This is a genomic window from Advenella sp. RU8 (genome assembly GCF_048381675.1).
In the GTDB taxonomy this organism is placed as follows: domain Bacteria; phylum Pseudomonadota; class Gammaproteobacteria; order Burkholderiales; family Burkholderiaceae_B; genus Advenella.
Genome location: NZ_JBLWIS010000014.1, coordinates 1 through 21,567 on the forward strand (window position 1 = coordinate 1; position 21,567 = coordinate 21,567).

Below are 21,567 nucleotides of genomic sequence, written 5' to 3' on the forward strand. Positions count from 1 at the left end.
TCGCAGCAACCAGCCAGCATACACAAACTCGTTCCAAACGCTCCCGCGTGGGAACGAGAAAAATCGGATTGATGAACTGTAGCCACATAATTGGGCGCCCGCTGTATCCGAGTAAAAATATAATGGCCGCTAATGCGGCCATGTCAATGTGTGTTTACAGAACCCGGCTTACTCCACCGTCACGCTCTTGGCCAAATTCCGTGGCTTGTCCACATCCGTGCCCCGCGCACAAGCGGTATGGTAAGACAGCAGCTGCAGCGGAATGGTATGCAAAATGGGCGACAGCTTTCCATAGTGCTCTGGCATGCGAATAACATGCATGCCTTCACTGGCGGCAATTTTGGAATCATTGTCGGCAAACACATAAAGTTCGCCGCCCCGGGCCCGTACTTCCTGCATGTTGGACTTCAGTTTTTCAAGCAGTTCGTCTTTGGGTGCAATGGTTACCACCGGCATATGCTCGGTTACCAGGGCCAGCGGCCCGTGTTTCAGTTCACCGGCAGGGTATGCTTCGGCGTGAATATAACTGATTTCTTTTAATTTTAAAGCACCTTCCAGGGCAATCGGGTAATGCATGCCACGGCCCAGGAACAGGGCATTCTCTTTGCGGGCGAAGCGGTCGGCCCAGCCCATGATTTGCGGTTCAAGGGCCAGTACGGCACTGATGGCGGTGGGCAGGTGACGAAGCTGTTTCAGGTAATCGGCTTCTTTTTCTTCGCTAATGCGGCCCTTGACCTGGGCCAGTGCCAAGGTGAGCAGGAACAGGCCAACCAGCTGGGTGGTAAAGGCCTTGGTCGACGCAACGCCAATTTCCACCCCGGCACGGGTAATGAAATTAAGCTTGCACTCACGAACCATGGCGCTGGTTTGTACGTTGCAGATGGTAAGCGTGTGTTCCATGCCCAGTGAACGGGCATGTTTCAGGGCTGCCAGCGTATCGGCGGTTTCACCGGATTGGGAAATCGTGACCACCAGGGTTTTGGGGTTGGGGACGCTATCGCGGTAGCGGTATTCGCTGGCAATTTCCACATTGACTGGAATTTTGGCAATCGATTCAATCCAGTATTTGGCCGTCATTCCGGCGTAAGAGCTGGTGCCGCAGGCAAGAATCAAGACATTGTCGATCTCACTGAAAATCCGGTAGGCCTGGTTGCCGAACAGTTCAGGGGTGATGCTGTCGATATCTTGCAGGGTATCACCCACCGCACGTGGCTGCTCAAAAATTTCTTTTTGCATGTAATGGCGGTAAGGGCCCAGTTCGGCTGCACCGGTATGGGCCTGAACCGTATGTACCTTGCGCTCAACGGGTTTGCCATTGGCATCAACAATCCATACTTTGGATAGTTGCAGGTCTATCACATCACCGTCTTCCAGGTAAATGATCTGGTCGGTGGTGCCGGCCAGTGCCAGGGCATCCGATGCCAGGAAGTTTTCATGGTTGCCAATGCCCACGATAAGGGGTGAACCCTGGCGTGCTCCCACGATGCGGTGCGGCTCATCACGGCAGAAAATGGCCAGGGCATAGGCACCGGTAAGACGTTTCACGGCCTGCTGTAGGGTTTCAAAAAGATCACCGTTATACAGGTGGTTAATCAGGTGCGCAATTACTTCGGTGTCGGTCTGGCTTTCAAAGGTGTAGCCAAGGGCTTTCAGTTCTTCACGCAGTTCATCGTGGTTTTCAATAATGCCGTTGTGCACCAGGGCAATGCGCGGTTCGCCTTTGTCCTGGCCCGAGAAATGGGGGTGTGCATTGTGGGTGGCTGGGGCGCCGTGGGTGGCCCAGCGGGTGTGGGCAATGCCGGTAAAGCCGCTTAGATTGTCTTGCTTGATTTGTGTTTCCAGCTCAGCCACGCGTTGTGTGCTGCGGGTGCGCCGCAACTGGCCATTAATATGCAGGGCAATACCGCATGAGTCATAGCCACGGTATTCGAGGCGCTTGAGGCCTTCAACCAAGACAGGGGTAATATCTCTTTGCGCAACAGCACCTACGATCCCACACATGTGAACACTCCGTTCGGATAAGTAAAAACTGTATTTTGCACCGTAATGAAAGAAATTAAATTTCTAAATTGATATATTAATAAAAGGATATTTCATATAATTGGTGAATATTAATATTATTCCATTTAATATATAAAAATGGAATTAAATTTCAAAAAAAAGGAGGTGTTATGTCAGAACTGGATGAACTGGACAGGCGCATATTGCAGCAGCTGCAAAAAGACAGCTCCATAACGAATCAAGAGCTGGCGGAAAAAGTCCATGCCTCTGCCCCTACCTGTTTGCGGCGGGTGCGCAGTTTGCATGAAAGTGGCGTGATCCAGAAGCAGGTGGCCATTATTGACCCACAAAAAATAGCCAGCACCCTGACAGCCATTGTTGAGGTAACCCTGGATGTCCAGACGGCGGAAGCCAATACGGCTTTTGAGAAAGAGGTCAATGAAGAAACGGCGGTGTTGCAATGCTACCGCGTTTCAACAGGCCCGGATTTTATCCTGGTGATTCAGGTGGCAGACATGCAGGCCTATCATGAACTGGTCCATCGTTTGTTCACGGCACGTAAAAACGTGCGTAATGTGCGCTCGTTTTTTTCGGTTAACCGTAGCAAGTTTGAAACGTATGTCAATGACTTGTAGCAAGCAGTTTTTCGTAAGCCTGCAGGTAGCGTTGCCCCATTTTTTGCACATTATGTTCGTCCATCACGTAGGCGTAGGCTTTTTCCGTCATGATCCGGGCGTCTTCAGGGTGGTTCAGTAAGGTATCAATGCCTTTGGCCAGTGCTTTGTCATCGCCAATGTCGCAAAGTATGCCACGGCCATCGGCAAGCACTTCTTTTAGGCCACCTGCGTTGGTGGACACCACCGGTACGTGTTGCAGGAAAGCATCCAGAACGCTGCTGCCCAGTGCTTCATGACGGCTGCTCATGACAAAAACTTTCAGCAGGCTATAGTAATCTTCAACCTGTTCGTGAAAGCCAGCCAGCAGATAGGTGTTTTCCAGATGCAGTTCCGTGATTAATGCTTTGGCCGCAAGGGTTTGGTCACCATCGGCACCAAAGTGAATGAAGATGAAATCCTGGCGTTGCTTGTGTAAATGTGCAATCGCCCGAATCAGGGTGAGGGGGTCTTTTTCTTTGGTAAGGGCGGCTGCGGTGCCCAGTATGATGCGGTTGTCAGGATTAAGTTCAAGGCGCAGGGTGTTGGCCCGTTGTGAATTGACGGGGCGAGGCTGAATCGCGCTGGGAATAATAATGGTTTCAATGCCAAGCCTGCGGGGCTCTTGGGCAGCTGCCTGGGCAATAGAAACGAATAAATCGGCTTTTTTCCATTTGAATCGGGTCATGCGTTCTTTTTTGGCCGCAATGGGAAACGCCGTTCTACGCGTAAAGACAACTTTGGCAGGCGAAAAGAGTTTGGCCAAAACTGCCCAGGTAAGCGTATTGGCAGTTTGCGAATGAATGATATCGAACTGTTTGCCGTGACGTATCAGGAAGGGCAGCTGTTGCCAGGCTTTTTGCCGTGTGTAAACCGTGAAGCCTTCGGCAATGGCCTGTTTGGCAAGCTCATTGTTCGCGCGAGTCAGCAAGGCGACTTCATGCCCCGCCTTGCGGAATTCCTGCATGCTGAACAAGGTCTGGCGCTCACCGCCACGCCAGCCTTTTTCAAAATTCATTTGTAGTATTTTCATGTCAATAACTTGGGGTGAGTAAGCATTTTATTCTGCCTGAAACCATGCCGGATGTCGTCATGACGGGACGGTGTATGGCACTTTCCGGAAAGCAGGTTTTTGATTGCAAAAGGGTCAAAGGGCGATGACATCGGCAGGTACCGCTTGATGTGTTTATTAGCTGCCGGTTTTGTCTTTTTCCCGGTTTTTCAGCCATAAAATGGCATGCTTGTTAAATACGGACTGCACTGACAGGACGGCAAGCAGCAGGCCGGCCTTGCCATCCAGAAAGCCGCGCTTGATAAAGTAAGTCCTGAAAAAACGGCCAATTGAATGGATCAGGACCGAGGCCAGGCTGTTTTGCTTGCCCTTGCGGAAACGCTGCTCGGCCCAGGCTTCGGCGTAGTTGGCTGATTTAACCAGATATTCGTGTAGATTGTTATAGGTGTAATGTAGCATGTCGCCCTTGAGCTGTTTAACCTTTGCACCGGCTGGCAGCATGACATTTTCATGAACCAGCGCATCATCAAAACGGGTCAGGGCAGTGGGGTAAAAGCGCTCGACATAGCCGGGATACCAGCCGCTGTGATGAATGAACTGGCCAAAGGCCCAGCTTAGGCGGGCCACTTCAAAAATGGTGTTTTCAGGCGGGTTGGCGAGTACTGCCCGGATGCTGGCTGCCAGCTCGGGCGTGACCTGTTCATCGGCATCAATCCACAAGATCCAGTCGGCAGTAACGTATTGCTGGGCAATCTGGCGCTGGCGGCCAAAGCCCGGCCAATTGGCATTGACATAAAATTTGTCGGTATAACGGCGGGCAATCGCTTCGGTGTCATCGGTACTGCCCGAGTCAAGAATGATGATTTCATCGGCAATATCCTTGACCGAATCCAGGCAGGCAGCCAGCATGCGGGCTTCGTTCTTGACGATCATGGCAACAGCCAGGGTGGTTTTCTGAGAGGTCATGAGGGCATTCAAATAACGGCGGTATCCAGTTTTTTGAAATAACGTATTAGGTTGATAAGAACAGCGATGACGGTAATGACAACCGATGCGGCCAGCGCATAAATGGCCCCTTCATTCTGGCTGATGGAAAAACACAAGGCGACTATTGCACCACCAACGCCCTGCCCAAAGAGTCGGGTAGTTGCTTGTGCACCACCGGTGGCACTGCTGCGGTGGATGGGTGTGGATAGTAGCATGGCTTTGTTATTGGGTGTCTGGAAAAAACCGAAGCCCATTCCGGCCAGGAACATGCACAGGCTGATCAGGGTCAGTGGACTTGGATTGGGTAATAAAAGCAAACCGCCCAGGCCCGCAAACATGATGGCAGCCCCGATTCCTGAGAGCAATGAAGCGGGAAAGTGTGAGGAAAGACGGGCCGCCAGAGGGGCAATAACAATACTGCCAATGGGCCAGGTGCTGAACATGATGCCTACTGTTGCCAAGGGTAGCCCAAGGACATTTTGAAAGTAAAACGGCAGTGCCAGCATGGCACCGGTGGCAGACATGAAAGTCAGGGCAGATACCATAATGGCATAGCTGAACGTCGGAATGCGGAACAGGTCAATGGGTACCAGTGGCGCAGTTTGTGGTGCCGAGCGCCGGATCAGTAAAACGGCAAAAAACAGGGACAGTAACAAGCCGATAGCGGCAATACCCGGTTTGTTTCCCGATTCATCAAGTGCCCAGATAAACAAACCAAAAGCAAGCATGTTCAGAAGCGCACTGATGTAGTCGAAAGGCGCCGAGATTTTAGGGATACGCGGTAAAAAACGAGCTGCATACAGGGCCACGAAGCAAAATGGAATGGTAAAAATAAAAATCCACTTCCATGGTGCAATAGTGATGATAAAGGCCCCGATTGAAGGGCTTAAGACTGCCATCAAGCCCACCGTCATGGCATTCAGGCTGATACCGGCTGCCAGTTTATGCGGTGGGTAAATATTGCGCACCAGGCCACCAAACAGGCACATGACAGAAGATGAGCCCATGCCTTGTATGATTCTGCCCAGCAACAACAGGCCCAGGGAGTCTGCCATTGAGCAAACAATGGCACCTGCAATGAAGATAGAGATTCCGATCCGGTACATCAAGGTAAAACCGATGCGCTCGGCAATCGCTGAAAAGGGTAACAGCGTGGCAATGATGGTAATGGTATAGGCATTTACAATCCATATTGACGTGGATGGCAGAATGCCCAAATCATTGGCGATGGTGGGCAGGGCAATATTGGCAATGCCTGAATCAAGAACGGTAATGCTGATCGCAAGCAACACGCCGAGTGCGGCCCAATAACGGTCTGGTGTGGGCAAACCGCCTGGTTTCGGCGTCAAGGAGGAGGAGGCCGGTGTTACCGGCTTGGTTGCATTCATGCTTTTTTATCGGGACGTTTCCAGTTTTGCCTGCTTTCCTGTTTTTTGGTGGTTAAGGTAAGGGTATCTGCAGGAGCGGCCTTGACCAGTGTGGTGCCGGCAGCCAGGGTTGCGCCTTTATGAACGGTGACCGGTGCCACCAGTTGAGTGTCGGAGCCAATGAAGGCGTCATCTTCGATAATGGTTTGGAATTTGTTGACGCCATCGTAGTTGCAGGTAATGGTGCCTGCACCAATATTAACGCGTTGCCCGATTTGGGCATCACCCAGATAGCTAAGATGGTTGGCCTTGCTGTTGGCACCCAAGGTGGTTTTCTTCAGTTCAACAAAGTTGCCTACATGTGAGTGTGCGCCTAATTGGGTGCCCGGGCGCAGGCGTGCATAAGGGCCAATCACGGTTTGTTCTGCCGCTTCGGCTTCCTGCAGGTGGCTGAAAGCCTCAACCCGGGTGCCTGCGCCCAGCTTGACATCACGCAATACGCAATGCGGGCCAATCCTTACGCCGTCGGCAAGTTCTACCTTGCCTTCAAAAACGCAACCGACGTCAATGAACACATCCCGACCGCATGTCAGCGCGCCACGCAAATCGAAGCGGGCCGGATCGGCCAGGGTGACTCCGGCTTCCAGGAGGCGTTTAGCCTGCTCGGCCTGCCATGCCCGTTCCAGTTGGGCTTGTTGAACGCGACTGTTGACGCCCAGTGTTTCCCATGGGTAATCGGGTTGGGCAGCACTGACCGTTACGCCATCCTGTACCGCCAGAGCCACCACATCGGTAAGATAGTATTCGCCCTGGGCATTGTTGTTGTCAATGCGGCCAAGCCAGTTTTTTAATAAACCGGTGGGGGCGGCAAGGATACCGGTATTGACTTCATTAACCGTACGTTCTGCATCGCAGGCATCCTTGTGCTCAACGATCCGGATCACGTTGCCTGCCGGGTTGCGAATAATACGGCCGTAGCCACTTGGGTCTGCCAGGGTTTCTGTCAAGACGGCCACACCTTGTTCGCGGGCTTGCAGCAGGCGTTGCAGGGTTTGTGCCTGAACTAGCGGTACATCGCCATACAGGACAAGCGTGGTATCTTCAGGGGTGTCGCCACCTACCAGGAAAGGAACTGCCTGTTGAACGGCGTGGCCGGTGCCAAACTGGGGTTGCTGAAGTGCAAATTCAATGCCGGGTATATGGGCAAAACCGGCTTTGACTTTTTCGGCGCCATGGCCCACGACAACGGTAATACGGGCTGGATCCAGTTGCATGGCACTTTCTATGACATGCGCCAACATGGGTTTGCCGGCCAGGGTATGTAAAACTTTGGGTAGGTCCGACTGCATGCGTTTGCCCATGCCGGCGGCAAGAATGACGATATTGAGTGACATAGTATTGTGTGCTTATGCGTGATGAGTAATGAGTACCGAATTATTGCTTACTTTAACCGGAAACCACAGCTGGGAAGGGTGGTTTCTGGTGTGCTGGATCATTTTTTTGCAGGGGTTGTGGTTTTTCTGGCGGCGGTTTTGCGTGAGCTGGTTTTGGCGGCGGTAGCCGCTGGCTGAGTGCTTGCGTCGGGGTTGGTTTCAGCGGTGGGTTCGGTGCCTGTCTGCATGGTGGCGGCGGTTGCCTGGGCTAGCTGGTTGAACTGGTTTTGCAGCATATTCCACCAGGCCGTGGCGGCGGAGCTGAGTGCATCACTGCCGGAGGAAGCGCTTTCCTGTTGGCTGGCCGCTGTTTCTTCTGCCGCCTTTGGCTTTAAGCCAAGCACTTCGTCAAGCGTGGCCTGGCCTTTATGCTGTTCGGCAACCGCGCTGACAAATGAATGCATGGTGGCGATGCTGGCGCGCTGGATTTCCATGCCCTGGATCGTGCTGGAAAGCATAGATAGGTTAAGTTTCAACCAGTTTTCCACGGTTTTCAGTTCCTGGATGCGTTTATCCAGTTCTTCGGGGTTAAGCGAGGTGCCTGCCATGGGGAAAGCGGAAGGGGTACCGGTTTGGGCAAACGCCTGCCATGCCTTGCCCATCATTTCCATGCTGCTGATCAGGGGATTGCCTGCCGCGATGCCATCCTGTCCAAAGCCGGGAAGAACAAAAGGGTTGGTGTTTTGTGAACTCATGAGTGGTCTCCTTGGTGAATTAAGGCAGTTGGTGCAACAGTTGTCTGGCGGACTGGTTTATCAGTCCTTCAAGAATAACAATGGCCGCTTCAATCGTGATGACCCTGCGGGTAATCATATCAAGCACTTCTTCCTGTTCAAATATCCTGATTTCAGAGACTTCACCGTCACGGTTGGCAGGTTGGGTTTCCGGCAGGATAATGCAGTCACTTACCATGATATCCTCAACCTGATAGCCTTCGGGCAAGCGGCGGTGCATTTGCAAAATGGTACGTAATGGCGTGCGGATTTGCAAATCGGCTGCTTCCAGTCCGGCCTCTTCATCACTTTCACGCAAAAGGGCTTGCTCGAGATCTTCAATGCCGTTGGCTAGGCCACCGACCAGGGTATCCCACATGCCGGGGTCGGTCGCTTTGGTGAGTGCGCGTTTTGCCAGGTAAAGCTTCAGGTCCGGGGTCCAGGCATTTAAATGCACGGCACGGGTCAACAGGCCAAGGGGACGCATGGCTGCCCGTTCTATGACGCCAATAACCTGTCCTTCGGCATAAACGTTCAGCAGTTCATTACGCCATGCCCTGGCACAGTTGGCTTGGTAAAGGCAGGTGGCAATACTGGCTAGCAGCATGTCCAATTCAGGCCGGGAAATTCCCGGACCTGCAATATGGAATTCGTTTGTGGTGTGGCGGACTTGCGGGTGATTACGCAAGGCTTCCTGTGCCTGGGCGGTGATGAAGCCTGCCGGTTTTCCGGCAATAAGCAAAGGAAGGGAATGTCTATGAGGGAATTCCTGTATTTCCTGCTGGAGCCCTTGATAAAGTTCAGTTAATTGCTTCAAATGAGTATGGGTTACGTATCAAACATGCAACGATTGTAGCCTTTATGCTTTGGATACAGTAACTTTAATTTGTGTTTATATGGTTAAATGAATGCACTATGATGTATATCAATGCATTGTAGAAAATTTGTGCCACTAAATAATAAATCTGTACCTGAATATTCAGCGTAGTAGATAGTAATAAAAAATGATATTTGGGTGCAACCGCAAGAGGTCAACATGAAAAAGTTGAGAGGGTTGCTAGGCATTACCGCAGTTATTGGCAGTACATCGGCATATGCCCAAACAGGAGACATGCCAGGAGGACCCCAGGTAGCGCAGGTTAACCTGCACCCGGGGGTGACCGAAATTGCCGCGGATATTTACTGGTTGCACTGGATGATGCTCATCATCTGTACGGTGATTTTTATCGGTGTGTTCGGTGTCATGTTCTATTCCATCTGGGCCCACCGAAAATCAAAGGGCCACAAGGCGTCTAGCTTTCACGAACATTTGGGTGTGGAAGTGGCCTGGACTGTTATTCCTTTCATTATTGTGATTGCCATGGCGTTGCCGGCGACTAAAACGGTAGTCGCGATGAAAGACACGTCCAGCGCCGATTTAACGATCAAGGCAACCGGGTACCAGTGGAAATGGGGGTATGAGTATCTTGATGGTTCCGCCAAAGGGGTCAACTTCCTCTCGAATCTGTCAACGCCTGTCGACCAAATCATGGGTAATGCCGAAAAATCAATTACTTATCTGATGGAAGTGGACCGTGAAATGGTGGTGCCTGTCGGTAAAAAGGTACGGCTGGTCCTGACCGCTTCTGATGTTATTCATTCATGGTATGTGCCAGAGCTGGGGGTCAAGCAGGATGCCATTCCGGGCTTTTTGCGTGATACGTGGTTCCGGGCCGACCAGACCGGAACGTTTCGCGGGCAATGTGCCGAGCTATGTGGGCAAAATCATGCTTTCATGCCGATTGTCGTTCGTGTCGTGTCCGAAGAGGATTTTGCGACCTGGTCCAAAGAACAAAAAACGCTCGCTTCCAAATAACAGCCCAGGATTTATTCAGAGACTCATTTAACCGGTCACCGTCATAGACGGGGACTATGCAGGTAAGGAGGACAGTATGACTAGCGTAGCAGTCGGTCACGCCCAGGATCACGTTCACGATGATCACAATGCCAAGCCCAGCGGTTGGCGTCGGTGGCTATTTGCCACCAACCATAAAGATATCGGGTTGATGTACCTGATCTTCTCGTTTGTTTCCTTGATGGAAGGCGGTACCCTGGCACTGTTGATACGGATTGAGCTTTTTGAGCCGGGCGTCCAGTTCTTCCAGCCTGACCTGTTCAACCAGTTCACCACCATGCATGGCCTGATCATGATTTTCGGGGCCATCATGCCGGCGCTGGTGGGTTTTGCCAACTACATGATTCCTTTGCAGATTGGTGCCTCGGACATGGCTTTTGCCCGCATGAACAATTTCAGTTTCTGGTTGCTGCCGGTGGGTGGCATTTTGTTGACCGCCTCATTCTTTGTGCCTGGCGGCGCCAATGCGGCTGGCTGGACCATGTACGCACCCCTGTCGCTGCAAATGGGGCCAGGCATGGATATGGCCATTTTTGCCATTCATATCCTGGGTGCTTCTTCCATCATGGGGGCGATCAATATTATTGTAACGGTGCTGAATATGCGTGCACCGGGCATGACCCTGATGAAAATGCCGCTGTTCTGCTGGACCTGGTTGATTACCGCTTACCTGCTGATTGCCGTGATGCCTGTGCTGGCTGCTGCGGTAACCATGCTCTTGACCGATCGTCATTTTGGGACCGGGTTTTTCAATGCGGCTGCCGGGGGTGATCCGGTGCTGTACCAGCACGTGTTCTGGTTCTTCGGGCATCCTGAAGTCTACATCATGATTCTGCCGGCATTTGGCATTGTTTCCGCCGTGATTCCCACCTTCTCGCGCAAGAAATTGTTTGGCTATGCCTCCATGGTGTACGCCACCTCGGCAATTGCCATCCTGTCATTCATTGTGTGGGCGCACCATATGTTTGCTACGGGTATGCCGGTTACCGGGCAGTTGTATTTCATGTATGCCACCATGTTGATTTCCATTCCGACCGGGGTGAAAGTATTCAACTGGGTTGCCACCATGTGGCGCGGGTCCTTGTCTTTTGAAACCCCTATGCTGTTTTCAATCGGTTTTATTTTCGTGTTCACCATTGGCGGTTTTACCGGGCTGATTGTAGCGGTGGCCCCGATTGATATTGCCGTGCACGATACCTATTACGTGGTGGCGCACTTCCATTATGTGTTGGTGGCAGGTTCCCTGTTTGCGCTGTTTTCAGGCACTTATTACTGGTTGCCAAAGTGGACGGGCTATATGTATGACGAGAAGCTGGGCAAGATTCATTTCTGGTCAACCATGATTTCTTTCAACATTACTTTCTTTCCGATGCACTTTTTGGGGCTGGCCGGCATGCCGCGCCGTTATGTGGATTATGCAACGCAGTTTACCGATTTCCACCAGATCGCCACGATAGGGGCTTTCTGGTTCGGGTTTTCACAGTTGCTGTTCCTGTATATCGTGATTAAGGCATACCGTGGCAAGGGGCAGAGAGCAACCGCACAGGTATGGGAAGGTGCCGAGGGTCTTGAGTGGACATTGCCTTCACCCTTGCCGTTCCATACTTTCGAGACACCACCGGAAGTGAAGTAAACCGGTTTTCATTTACAGGTATAAACAATGACACCCGAGCAACGTAGCAGAAACATAAGGGCAGGCCTCATCCTGGCAGCAGTGGTGGTGGTCCTGTTCCTCTGGACAATAGGCAAAGGCCTGAAGATTGTCTGATCAAAGGGCAAATGGAATGAGTGACGATATCAAAGAACTGGCACAGCGGAAATTGAATTTTTTCCAGACCTTGAAGGCCATATTATGGGCCTTCCTGGGCATTCGCAAAGGTGCGAGTTATCAGGAGGACATTTCAAAGCTCAATCCGGTCCATATTATTCTTGCCGGTATCATCGGAGTGCTTGTTTTTGTTTTTATATTGGTAATGGTTGCGCGCTGGGCCATTTCAGGGCTGGCCTGATTTCAATAGAACGTATTTGTACCAAAGGAGAAAGCTATGGGTGCAAGTCACTCCGTTAACGGGAAGGAGGCGCCATATTATTATGTGCCTTCATTTTCGGGCCATCCGGTCAGAACCAGTGTGGCGATTTTTATCATGCTGGTTGGGGCAGTGGCCTGGATTAACCATGTTCCCTACGGCAACTGGGTTTTCATGGTTGGTTTGCTGGCATTGTTTATCATGCTTTTTTTCTGGTTTGGCGATGCCATCCGGGAGTCCGAGAGCGGGCTTAACAGCCAGCGCATTGATGCTTCTTATCGCTGGGGCATGGGCTGGTTTATTTTTTCCGAAGTCATGTTCTTTGCGGCTTTTTTTGGTGCGCTTTGGTATGCCCGTGAAGTCACTACTCCCTGGCTGAGCAATCAGGATCACCGTCTGATGTTGTGGCCGGGTTTTTCGGGGCAATGGCCCAATTTCGGGCCCGCAGGGATTGTGTCGCATTTTGAAACCATTGGGCCTTTCTGGTTGCCTACCATCAATACGATCTTATTGCTGACGTCCGGGCTGACACTCACCATTTCCCATCATGCTTTGCGGGCCAGCAAGCGGGGCAGCAGCATTTTCTGGCTCTTGCTGACGGTCGTCCTGGGCTTTACTTTCCTGTATTTTCAGGCTGTTGAATATACGCATGCCTACTCAGACCTGAACCTGCGGTTTGATTCAGGAATTTATGGCTCTTTGTTTTTCATGCTAACCGGATTTCACGGTTTTCACGTGTTGCTGGGGGCCACTATCCTGACGATTATTTTGTTGCGCCTGATCCGGGGGCATTTTACCGCTGAACATCACTTTGGTTTTGAGGGTGCTGCCTGGTACTGGCATTTTGTTGATGTGGTCTGGCTTGGGCTTTACCTGTTTGTGTATTGGTTCTGAGGGATCGGCCACCGTGCAATAAGGGCCGGTTTGTACCGGCCTTTTGCCGTTAAGGTGGCCATGTGTTGGCTAGGGCCTGAAACCGGTGCTGTGAATCCAGCCCATGTAGTTGGCAAACAGGACAAAGACCAGCAGGGCAATTGAAAGACCAATGCGCAGGGTCAGGGCGTTGACGGTTTTGTTGCTGGAGCCCTTGTCACGCATCAAATAGAAAAAAGCAACTGCCAGGCTGGCGATAATGGCCAGAAACGCTACCCCGATGAATACATGCATGATGGACACCCCGATGGGAAATACCGAATGAAAAACCGTCAACCCTTAAAGAAAAAGTACTGGCTGGCATTAGCGCTTTTGGCCATGCTGGTCGTGATTTTTATTTTATTGGGTCGATGGCAATTGCAGCGTGCCGATGAACGACGGGCCATTCAGGTCGCGATCGAAAACGGGCAACAGCTGTCCTCTTTGTCATTGCAAAATAATACACCTGAAACTGAATTGCGTGAATGGCGAACGGTAACCGTGACAGGGGTGTGGCAACCGCAGTTTAGTGTGTTGCTGAACCGCAATTACCTTGGCAGGCCAGGGTATTGGCTGGCAACCCCCCTGTTGCTGGATCATGCGCCCAATCATAAGGCCGTCCTGGTGTTGCGCGGCTGGTTTGAGCGTCGTCTTGCGCCCGTCCCGGTTCCCGATTTCCCGGTTCCTGCAGAAACCGTCACCATTAGCGGACAGTTGTTGGAACATGTGCCACGCCTGTTTGAACTCAGGTCTTTGACGGGGGAAAAACTGGCGCAATTGCCTGCCCGCCTGCCTTTGCCCGGGCCGGGCTTGCCAGAAGTACAAAATCTTGATTTGCCAGCGCTGGCACAGGCAAGCGGACTGGTTTATTTGCCGGTCGTGGTCCAGCAAACCGGTGTGATTAATGACGGGCTGGTACGGGAATGGGCAACGCCGCCTGTCGATCATCACAAGAATACGGGCTATGCCATGCAATGGTTTGGGTTTGCCCTGATAGCGCTGCTTGCCCTGCTATTTGTAGGATACAGGATGATGCGATATGGAAAACCAAGGAGTAAAAATGAAGGGTGATGTATTGGCAACAAAAAAACGGTCCCTGGCGCCTTTGTACCTGATTCTGCTAAGTTGCATTATTCCTGTGGTGGCCGCTGTCCTGCTTTACTATGTGCCTGGTTTAAGGCCTGCGGGGGCGACCAATTACGGCTCATTCGTTACGCCACAGCGCACCATGCCATCGGCAGCCGAGCTGCCGTTAAGCAGTCTTGATGGCAGCCCGTTTGACCTGGAGTCCCTGAAAGGTCGTTGGGTGCTGGTTAGCACCGATGGCGGTGCCTGCCCCGATTCCTGCGCCACCAAGCTGCATTACACACGTAATGCCCATGCCAGCCAGGGCAAGAATGTTGAGCGCCTGGTACGTGTCTGGTTTGTGACTGATAATGAAACCATTCCCCAGAAGGTACTTGATGCCTATAAAGGCACCCTCATGCTGCGGGCTGACCCGGTAGTGCTGAGCGCTTTTTTACTGGGTCCCGACGTAAGGGTGGATGTAGCGGGACTGGAGCAGGAAATGGATAAATACCTGTGGATTATTGATCCGCTTGGCAATTTGATCATGTATTACCCAGGCCAGGAAACCGATCCCGTCCGCTTTCGGAATGATATTGCCAAGCTGTTGCATGTTTCCGTGATTGGATAAGCCATGGCAACCCGGGTGCGTTCCGTTTATCGCCGGCTTGTTTTCCTGACCTGGTTTTTTACCCTGGACCTGATCATGTTTGGCGCTTTCGTCCGGCTTACCGATTCCGGCCTGGGTTGCCCGGATTGGCCGGGCTGCTATGGCAAGCTCACGCCGTTTGGCGCCTCGGGACAGATTGCCGATGCGCTGGTGCAGCAGCCATATGGGCCGGTTTCCATGTCAAAAGCCTGGATCGAAATGATTCACAGGTACTGGGGTAGCGTGCTGGGCATGCTGATTATTGCAATTGTGTTCATGGCATGGCGTTACCGTCGGCAGATTGGCAGGCCGGCAGGGCTTGCCACTTTGTGCCTGGTTGCGGTTTGCCTGCAGGGCGCTTTTGGAGCCTGGACGGTGACGCACAAATTGATGCCAGCCATCGTAACCGCTCATTTATTGGGTGGCATGCTGCTTTTGGCGCTCATGAGCTGGCTTGCCGCGCGTGAAAAAGCGCATGATTCTATTCCTGGCTGTCTGGCGGTTTTCCGGCCCTGGATGTGGTTTGGCCTGGTTATCCTGTTTGTGCAAATTGTGCTTGGAGGCTGGGTCAGCACCAATTATGCCGCGCTGGCATGCATGGATTTTCCCACGTGCCATGGGCAGTGGGTACCTGAGATGGATTTTGCCGGGGGATATTCAATTGTTCGTGGCCTGGGTGAATCGGCCACTGGGGAAATCATTTCGCAGCAGGCCCTGACGGCCATTCACTGGGCGCACCGGAATTTTGCGATTTTTGTCTTTGTGTTTTTGTTTGCCATTGCCTTGCGCCTGCGTAAAGAGCAGGGTTTACGCGCTCCCGCGCAATGGCTGATTTTGCTATTATTGATTCAGGTTTTAACCGGACTGACCACGATATTTTTCCAATGGCCATTACTGATTGCCGTTTTGCATAATGGTGGTGCCGCAGGTTTGGTTATTGCGGCAGTAACGATACTTGTACGATTGAATCGTGCAGGAACTGACTATAAGGTATTGCCATGACGATAGCCTTGACTGCACAAACCCGTTTTTTTCAACAGTACTGGGTACTCACCAAGCCCCGCGTAACCCAGTTGGCTGTTTTTTGTGCCGTGATTGGCATGTTCCTGGCGTCAAACGGGCTGCCGCCGGCCAGCGTGATTGTGGCAGGCACGCTTGGCATATGGCTGTTGGCTGCGGCCGCGTTTGCCATCAATTGCCTGATCGAGCAGGAGATTGACGCCCGCATGTTAAGAACCCGGCGCCGCGCAACGGCACAGGGCACGATTACCTCACTCCAGGTGGTGCTGATGTCGGGCATGGTGGGTGGGCTGGGCATGCTGGTGCTGTATTGGTTCGTCAATCCCCTGACCATGTGGCTGACTTTTGCGACATTTATTGGCTATGCCTTGATCTATACTATTGTATTAAAACCGCTTACCCCCCAGAATATAGTCATTGGTGGTTTGTCGGGTGCGATGCCGCCAGCGTTGGGCTGGGCTGCCGTGGCAGGTTCGGTTCCGGCTGAAGCGTGGTTGCTGGTGCTGATCATCTTTGCCTGGACCCCCCCGCATTTCTGGGCGCTGGCCCTGTATCGCAGCCATGATTACCAAAAGTCCGGTTTGCCCATGTTGCCAATAACGCATGGCAATGCTTTTACCCGCTTGCATATCCTGTTGTATACCTTCATGCTGGTGGTGATTACGCTAATGCCTTTTATTATTCGCATGAGCGGACTGTTTTATCTGGCCGCGGCCCTGTTTTTGGGAGCCTGGTTTATCAAGCATGCATTCAGCCTGTATAAGGCCTATAGCGATGAACTTGCCCGGAAAACGTTCCGGTTTTCGATTCTTTATCTTGCGCTGTTGTTTGGTGCATTGCTGGTAGATCACTGGATTATGATTCTGATGCAATTGTAGGTGTTTAGTAATGAAAAAATCATATAAGGCCAGAAAGCTGGCAGTCAGTCTGGGATTGGTATTTTCCATGGCATTCGGTTTGTCTGCCTGCAAGCAGGAAATGCTTGATGTGGCGAATGCCCAGTCATTGTCTTTTATCGGCTCGGATATTACTGGCACCGGTTTCGGTAAAAATGTCAGCGGCATCAATCAGGATGGCAAGCCAGCCTCCTTTGAAGATTACAAAAACAAGGTTGTGGTCGTGTTTTTCGGTTTTACGCAATGTCCTGATGTATGTCCCACGGCCATGGCTGAATTGTCGCAGCTGATGGCAAGGTTCACCCCTGAAGAGGCAGGGCAAGTACAAGTGGTCATGGTTAGCATAGATCCTGAACGTGATACGCCAGAATTGCTCAAGGCTTATGTTTCCGCATTCGATGAGCGGTTCAATGCTATTACCGGTACCCCGGAGCAAATCGCGCAATTGGCCAAGTCATTCAAGGCGTTTTACAAGAAAGTGGCCCATACCAACGGTTCATATTCAATGGAGCACAGCTCCAGCTTGTATGTCCTGGATAAAAATGGTGAATCCCGCATTCTTTTCAAGCCGGGCACACCTTTGGAAGATATGGAAAAGGATATCAGAAGCTTGTTTTGATTTGATTGTGCCTTGTTTCATTTACACATCCGGCTTTTAAGCCGGATGTGTGTTTTCAGCTGAAGGTATTGAGCATGCGGGGTTGGATTTGCTCAGGGGGCGGCCACGATAATTGGAAGATGAGGTCATTGGGCATATATAATTCTTAATTTGTATCTTAATATTTTCATTTGTTATTTAAATGTTATTTATTAAGCTGTATGTTGTTTATTTAAAACAGCGATTTACCGTTAATGATTAAAATGCAGGCATTTAATTGAATGATTGGCTTTCTTTCTTGGCTGCCCGGCTTGCGTTTGATTTAATAACAGGCGGTATGAGTTTGATCGTTCATGGCAAGCGGTTTTTATAAATATGAAACGAATTCTTGGCCTGAATTTGTTTTGGACAAAATTGGTTGGAGTAAGATGAATTTCCCCAGAGTAATTGTGACAGCATTGGCAGGCGCTTCCCTGGCTGCCTGCGGGTCACTAAGCAATGTCATGCCCGACGGCACAACTGATAATCCGGTGTTTCCAGAAATCCGCAATATTACTTATGATAATGGAAGGGGAATTGTCCCTAACCCTGAAAATCTTGCCCTGGTTCGTTCTGGTATTACCAAAGACCAGCTTTATTATTTGCTGGGTCGTCCTCATTTTTCAGAAGGCTTTGCGCCGCGTGAATGGGATTTCCTGTTTTACCTGAATACCCCCGGCAAAGGCACCAATAATGTGTCCTCCTGCCAATACAAGATATTGTTTGACAAGGATATGCTGGCTCGCAGCTTTTACTGGAAACCGGTAGGTCCTGATGACGTTTGCACAACAGAGCCCCTGGAAAAAGTAGCCGAGCAAGCCAGAAAAGTGACTCTAGAGGCTGACGGATTGTTTGCTTTTAATGGTGCAGGCCTTAACGATTTGCAGCAGCGGGGCAAGTTGCGCCTGGAGGCCCTAAGCCAGGAAATTCGAAACCAGCCTGGTGTCAAATCGGTGGTTATTGTTGGCCATACCGATCGTCTGGGCCCTGAAGCTTATAATCAGCGCTTGTCAGAAAGGCGGGCCAGCAGCGTAGCCGGGTATTTGATATCCAACGGTGTGCCTTCTTCCCTGATTACCGTACAAGGGCAGGGTGAGTTGCAGCCGCTGGTTCAGTGTGAAGGTATTGGCAATCGCCAGGAACTGATCAGTTGTCTGGCTCCCAATCGCAGGGTTGAAGTGCTGGTTAATCTTGAAGAAAACCAGGGTTAGGTTCATATCGGGTGCAGGCCTGGTCTGCCAGCCCTGCATCCACTCATAAAAAGATAGCGCAAAAAAAAGCACTTCATGTCATGAAGTGCTTAAATCATCCGTCTCAAAGGGAGGGGAAAGAGGAGAAGCCGAAACGGATGTCAGACCCAAGCCTGCATTGCGCAGATATTGCCAGGGTCCATAATAGTTAGTCTTTCTTTCCCGGCAGTAGTTCAATAAATTTTCGGCTGAATTGTTTCGGCGGGTAACTGTGCAGCCTGATCAATAAAATGTTATCAAAAAAGCGTCATTCCCTTATGCGGAAATGACGCCTTGTGCAGGTGTGTGCAGAGCCGAATAGCAAAAATTATTCGCTAAGTGCCTTGCGCATTTTTTTCAGCGATGCTGCTTCAATTTGTCGGATTCGTTCGGCCGATACGCCAAATTCGGCAGCCAGGTCATGCAAGGTGGCACCGCCTTCATCTTGTAGCCAGCGGGCTTCAATAATGCGGCGTGCGCGGTCATCAAGCAAGGTAAGCGCCTGGGAAATACCTGAACTTTGCAGGGTATCGTAAGCATGTTTTTCAATCACGGTAGTGGGTTCGTGATCGCCCTCGTCTGACAGGTAAGAAATGGGGGCGAAGTCTTCATCATCGTCGGTTTGTGATTCAAACGACATGTCGCGGCCTGAAAGACGGACTTCCATTTCGCTGACATCTTCTGGGCGCACATTCAGTTTTGCGGCAATGCCTTCAATGTGTTCCGGGTCAAGGGTCTGGCCATCGGGCCGCATGCTGCGCAAATTGAAAAACAGCTTGCGTTGGGCCTTGGTGGTGGCAATTTTGACCATGCGCCAGTTGCGGATGATGTATTCATGGATTTCCGCCTTGATCCAATGAACGGCAAAGGAAACCAGGCGGACGCCACGGGAAACATCAAAACGCTTGACCGCTTTCATCAGGCCAATATTGCCTTCCTGAATAAGGTCTGCATGTGGCAGGCCATAACCCAGATATTGGCGGGAAATGGAAACCACCAGGCGCAAGTGAGACATGATCAGGTCACGAGCCGCGTCCAGGTTACCTTCTTTTTGTAGTTGCTCAGCCAAATTCTTCTCCTGTTCTGCGGACAGGATTGGTAAACGGTTCACTGCGCTAATGTATGCCTCTATGGTGCCCAATGCTCCGGGATTGGAGATGGCCATGGCTACATTGGAATTTGACAGTGTAAGCGCTTGATTTGACATAAGTTTTGTTTGACTCCGTTGAAATAATATTTTCGTTCTATATATTAGCACTCAATTTGAAAGAGTGCTAATAAGATCTCGAAATCAGGAAAAAGTTCCTGATTCAATCCGGTTTTTACGCTTTTCAGCGTTATGGTTTATGTTTAAAGGCGCTCGGCATGAAAGCGGATATGGTCTTCCATGAAGGTGGAAATAAAATAATAACCGTGGTCATAATGCTCGTGCCGGCGCAGGACCAGTGGCTGGTTAGCCTGTTGACATGCCGCTTCGAACACATCAGGATAGAGCTGCTCTTGCAGGAAGCTGTCTTTCAGGCCCTGATCCACCAGAATGCCATGGGGGAACGGATTGTGCAGGTTTTGCATCAGGCAGGAGGCATCGTAAGCTTCCCATTGTGTCTGGTCGTTACCTAAATAACCGGAAAAGGCCTTTTGTCCCCATGGACATTTAACCGGTGCGGCAACCGGTGCAAAAGCAGAGACGGATTTGAACAGCTGGGGATTTTTCAGGGCTAGCACCAGTGCGCCATGGCCGCCCATCGAGTGTCCAAAGATGCCAATACGGTCTTTGGCTGCACCCAGTTTTTCGGCAATCGCATAAAGTTCCTGGGTAATGTAGCTGTACATCCGGTAGTTCCGGTTCCAGCCGGGTTCGGTTGCATCCAGATAAAAACCGGCACCGGTCCCAAAATCCCAATGCTCGTCTTCGCCTTCTATGCCGGCTCCTCTTGGGCTGGTGTCGGGGGCAATCAGCATAATGCCATGTTCTGCCGCATAACGCTGGGCGGCTCCTTTGGTCATGAATGTTTCTTCAGTGCAGGTCAGGCCTGCCAGATAAAACAGGGCGGGAAGGGGGCCATTTTTAGCCTGGGGTGGGATGAATACGGAAAAACGCATGGGAAGACCGATCTCATTGGACTGGTGCCGGTAAAAGCGCTGTACTCCGTCAAAACAGGCATGTTCACTGATTATTTCAAGATTCATGTCGTTGACCTCAGAATGGGTGGAATAAAAACAAGTTGACTCAAACCTAATGATTGTACCTGTAGATATGCATGTTTTTCGCTACAATTTGTCTTGTCTATTCTTTGATTGACTTATCATGGCCCGACTTCCCCGCCTGTATGCGCCCCGTATCGCACAATTGGTGCATGCAAGGCTTGTCCATTCCTTCAATACGGCTCCCGATGCCGGACAACTCATGAATCAGGTGCAAGCCTGGCTGGCAGATCTGGTGTATGTCCATAAGGTTGCCTTGCACGGCTGGACGCTGGTTGATGACAGTATCCTGCTGCTGGCAACCCCTGAAAACGAACAGGGTGTTTCGCGGGTCATGCAATCGTTGGGCAGGAATCTGGCGGCATCGCTGCGTTCCGGCCCCGTTTTTTTGGGTCGTTACCGTTCGGCCCTGCTGGAACCCGGTCAATGGGTACTGCCGGCCATGGTCTGGCTGGAATCTTTTACCAGCCGGGAAAAAGGCATGGATGCACCCGAATTGTGGCCCTGGTCATCGGCGGGCATTCACACCGGAGCCAGTTTGGGCACGGTGTCCTGGCTGACAGATCATGAAGATTATTGGTTAACCGGCAATACACCGTTTGACCGGCAGGCCAGTTACCGGGAAATTTTTCATCATGGCCTGTCCATGAACGAGAGTGCCCGGATAGCCGCCGCTTTATCCGGCCAATGGGCCCTTGGCAGTGATGAATTCCTGCGCTCGCTGTCTGCCAGTGCGAGCCGGCGTGTCAGCCCGGGAAAAAGAGGGCGTCCCCGCAAAACCCCGCCTGATACCCAGGTGAAATAGGCACTTTTTCATTTGCCATCCTTGTTTTAGCTTAAGATAGAAACCGATATACTGTTCAAATA

22 protein-coding genes and 1 pseudogene are annotated in these 21,567 nt (G+C 51.3%); 13 read left to right on the forward strand and 10 right to left on the reverse strand.

All coding sequences use genetic code 11. The features are described from left to right. Nucleotides 1–168: 168 nt before the first annotated feature. Entirely contained in the window at nucleotides 169–2,001 is a 1,833-nt protein-coding gene (gene glmS, locus ACM5Q9_RS13600) for a glutamine--fructose-6-phosphate transaminase (isomerizing) (RefSeq protein ID WP_418145274.1), read from the reverse strand. Nucleotides 2,002–2,171: 170 nt separating this feature from the next. Between glmS and ACM5Q9_RS13605 the strand changes: the two genes are divergently transcribed. Continuing rightward, a complete protein-coding gene (locus ACM5Q9_RS13605) occupies nucleotides 2,172–2,636 on the forward strand; it encodes an Lrp/AsnC family transcriptional regulator (protein WP_418145275.1) in 465 nt (154 codons plus the stop codon). Here ACM5Q9_RS13605 and ACM5Q9_RS13610 read toward each other — a convergent pair. The 6 genes from ACM5Q9_RS13610 to ACM5Q9_RS13635 form a co-directional block, all read right to left on the reverse strand. Next, nucleotides 2,623–3,687, reverse strand: a complete 1,065-nt coding sequence (locus ACM5Q9_RS13610; RefSeq protein WP_418145276.1) for a glycosyltransferase family 4 protein — start codon at nucleotides 3,685–3,687, stop codon at nucleotides 2,623–2,625. The two genes, ACM5Q9_RS13605 and ACM5Q9_RS13610, sit on opposite strands and share 14 nt — an antisense overlap. Before the next feature lie 156 nt (nucleotides 3,688–3,843). Next, on the reverse strand, nucleotides 3,844–4,632 hold the full coding sequence (locus ACM5Q9_RS13615) for a glycosyltransferase family 2 protein (RefSeq protein ID WP_418145277.1): 789 nt from the start codon (nucleotides 4,630–4,632) through the stop codon (nucleotides 3,844–3,846). 8 nt (nucleotides 4,633–4,640) lie between these two features. Beyond that, nucleotides 4,641–6,041 (reverse strand): MFS transporter, encoded by a 1,401-nt coding sequence (locus ACM5Q9_RS13620; RefSeq protein WP_418145278.1) that lies wholly within the window; start codon nucleotides 6,039–6,041, stop codon nucleotides 4,641–4,643. Continuing rightward, nucleotides 6,038–7,414, reverse strand: a complete 1,377-nt coding sequence (gene glmU, locus ACM5Q9_RS13625) for a bifunctional UDP-N-acetylglucosamine diphosphorylase/glucosamine-1-phosphate N-acetyltransferase GlmU (protein WP_418145279.1) — start codon at nucleotides 7,412–7,414, stop codon at nucleotides 6,038–6,040. Before glmU ends, ACM5Q9_RS13620 begins: the two co-directional genes overlap by 4 nt. 98 nt (nucleotides 7,415–7,512) lie before the next feature. Then, nucleotides 7,513–8,148, reverse strand: coding sequence for a PhaM family polyhydroxyalkanoate granule multifunctional regulatory protein (locus tag ACM5Q9_RS13630; RefSeq protein WP_418145280.1), 636 nt, complete (start codon nucleotides 8,146–8,148; stop codon nucleotides 7,513–7,515). Nucleotides 8,149–8,167: 19 nt separating this feature from the next. Then, a complete protein-coding gene (locus tag ACM5Q9_RS13635) occupies nucleotides 8,168–8,983 on the reverse strand; it encodes an NUDIX hydrolase (RefSeq protein WP_418145281.1) in 816 nt (271 codons plus the stop codon). 219 nt (nucleotides 8,984–9,202) lie between these two features. Between ACM5Q9_RS13635 and coxB the strand changes: the two are divergent. From coxB to ACM5Q9_RS13660, 5 genes and pseudogenes are all read left to right on the forward strand, one after another. After that, a pseudogene (coxB, locus tag ACM5Q9_RS13640) lies at nucleotides 9,203–10,003 on the forward strand (cytochrome c oxidase subunit II); the annotation flags it as partial. Nucleotides 10,004–10,097: 94 nt separating this feature from the next. Further along, complete coding sequence (ctaD, locus tag ACM5Q9_RS13645) at nucleotides 10,098–11,693, forward strand: cytochrome c oxidase subunit I (protein ID WP_418145282.1); 1,596 nt, start codon at nucleotides 10,098–10,100, stop codon at nucleotides 11,691–11,693. Nucleotides 11,694–11,720: 27 nt separating this feature from the next. After that, complete coding sequence (locus tag ACM5Q9_RS13650) at nucleotides 11,721–11,828, forward strand: cytochrome oxidase small assembly protein (protein WP_418145283.1); 108 nt, start codon at nucleotides 11,721–11,723, stop codon at nucleotides 11,826–11,828. Between the two features lie 16 nt (nucleotides 11,829–11,844). Then, nucleotides 11,845–12,069 (forward strand): DUF2970 domain-containing protein, encoded by a 225-nt coding sequence (locus ACM5Q9_RS13655; protein WP_418145284.1) that lies wholly within the window; start codon nucleotides 11,845–11,847, stop codon nucleotides 12,067–12,069. 36 nt (nucleotides 12,070–12,105) lie between these two features. Continuing rightward, nucleotides 12,106–12,981 (forward strand): cytochrome c oxidase subunit 3, encoded by an 876-nt coding sequence (locus tag ACM5Q9_RS13660; RefSeq protein WP_418145285.1) that lies wholly within the window; start codon nucleotides 12,106–12,108, stop codon nucleotides 12,979–12,981. Nucleotides 12,982–13,050: 69 nt separating this feature from the next. Here ACM5Q9_RS13660 and ACM5Q9_RS13665 read toward each other — a convergent pair whose 3' ends face one another. After that, the gene (locus tag ACM5Q9_RS13665; protein ID WP_418145286.1) at nucleotides 13,051–13,254 is read right to left on the reverse strand and encodes a twin transmembrane helix small protein; all 204 of its coding nucleotides are present in this window, start codon (nucleotides 13,252–13,254) and stop codon (nucleotides 13,051–13,053) included. A 27-nt stretch (nucleotides 13,255–13,281) separates the two neighbouring features. On the opposite strand from ACM5Q9_RS13665, the gene ACM5Q9_RS13670 reads away from it, so the two are divergent. From ACM5Q9_RS13670 to ACM5Q9_RS13695, 6 genes are all read left to right on the forward strand, one after another. Beyond that, nucleotides 13,282–14,070 carry an SURF1 family protein gene (locus ACM5Q9_RS13670; RefSeq protein WP_418145287.1) on the forward strand — a complete coding sequence of 263 codons (789 nt, stop codon included), beginning with the start codon at nucleotides 13,282–13,284 and terminating at the stop codon, nucleotides 14,068–14,070. After that, nucleotides 14,060–14,695, forward strand: a complete 636-nt coding sequence (locus ACM5Q9_RS13675) for an SCO family protein (RefSeq protein WP_418145288.1) — start codon at nucleotides 14,060–14,062, stop codon at nucleotides 14,693–14,695. The genes ACM5Q9_RS13670 and ACM5Q9_RS13675 overlap by 11 nt, the downstream gene beginning before the upstream one ends. Nucleotides 14,696–14,698: 3 nt before the next feature. Next, on the forward strand, nucleotides 14,699–15,715 hold the full coding sequence (locus ACM5Q9_RS13680; RefSeq protein ID WP_418145289.1) for a COX15/CtaA family protein: 1,017 nt from the start codon (nucleotides 14,699–14,701) through the stop codon (nucleotides 15,713–15,715). Continuing rightward, entirely contained in the window at nucleotides 15,712–16,611 is a 900-nt protein-coding gene (gene cyoE / locus ACM5Q9_RS13685) for a heme o synthase (protein WP_418145290.1), read from the forward strand. Before ACM5Q9_RS13680 ends, cyoE begins: the two co-directional genes overlap by 4 nt. A gap of 10 nt (nucleotides 16,612–16,621) precedes the next feature. Beyond that, nucleotides 16,622–17,248, forward strand: coding sequence for an SCO family protein (locus ACM5Q9_RS13690; protein ID WP_418145291.1), 627 nt, complete (start codon nucleotides 16,622–16,624; stop codon nucleotides 17,246–17,248). 407 nt (nucleotides 17,249–17,655) lie between these two features. Continuing rightward, the gene (locus ACM5Q9_RS13695; RefSeq protein ID WP_418145292.1) at nucleotides 17,656–18,477 is read left to right on the forward strand and encodes an OmpA family protein; all 822 of its coding nucleotides are present in this window, start codon (nucleotides 17,656–17,658) and stop codon (nucleotides 18,475–18,477) included. Between the two features lie 346 nt (nucleotides 18,478–18,823). Here the strand turns inward: ACM5Q9_RS13695 and rpoH are convergent, their stop codons facing one another. Together rpoH and fghA are read right to left on the reverse strand one after the other, a co-directional pair. Beyond that, entirely contained in the window at nucleotides 18,824–19,702 is an 879-nt protein-coding gene (rpoH, locus tag ACM5Q9_RS13700; protein ID WP_418145293.1) for an RNA polymerase sigma factor RpoH, read from the reverse strand. Nucleotides 19,703–19,845: 143 nt separating this feature from the next. Next, nucleotides 19,846–20,685 carry an S-formylglutathione hydrolase gene (gene fghA, locus ACM5Q9_RS13705; protein WP_418145294.1) on the reverse strand — a complete coding sequence of 280 codons (840 nt, stop codon included), beginning with the start codon at nucleotides 20,683–20,685 and terminating at the stop codon, nucleotides 19,846–19,848. Nucleotides 20,686–20,803: 118 nt separating this feature from the next. On the opposite strand from fghA, the gene ACM5Q9_RS13710 reads away from it, so the two are divergent. Further along, complete coding sequence (locus ACM5Q9_RS13710; RefSeq protein ID WP_418145295.1) at nucleotides 20,804–21,505, forward strand: hypothetical protein; 702 nt, start codon at nucleotides 20,804–20,806, stop codon at nucleotides 21,503–21,505. The last annotated feature ends 62 nt before the right edge of the window (nucleotides 21,506–21,567 follow it).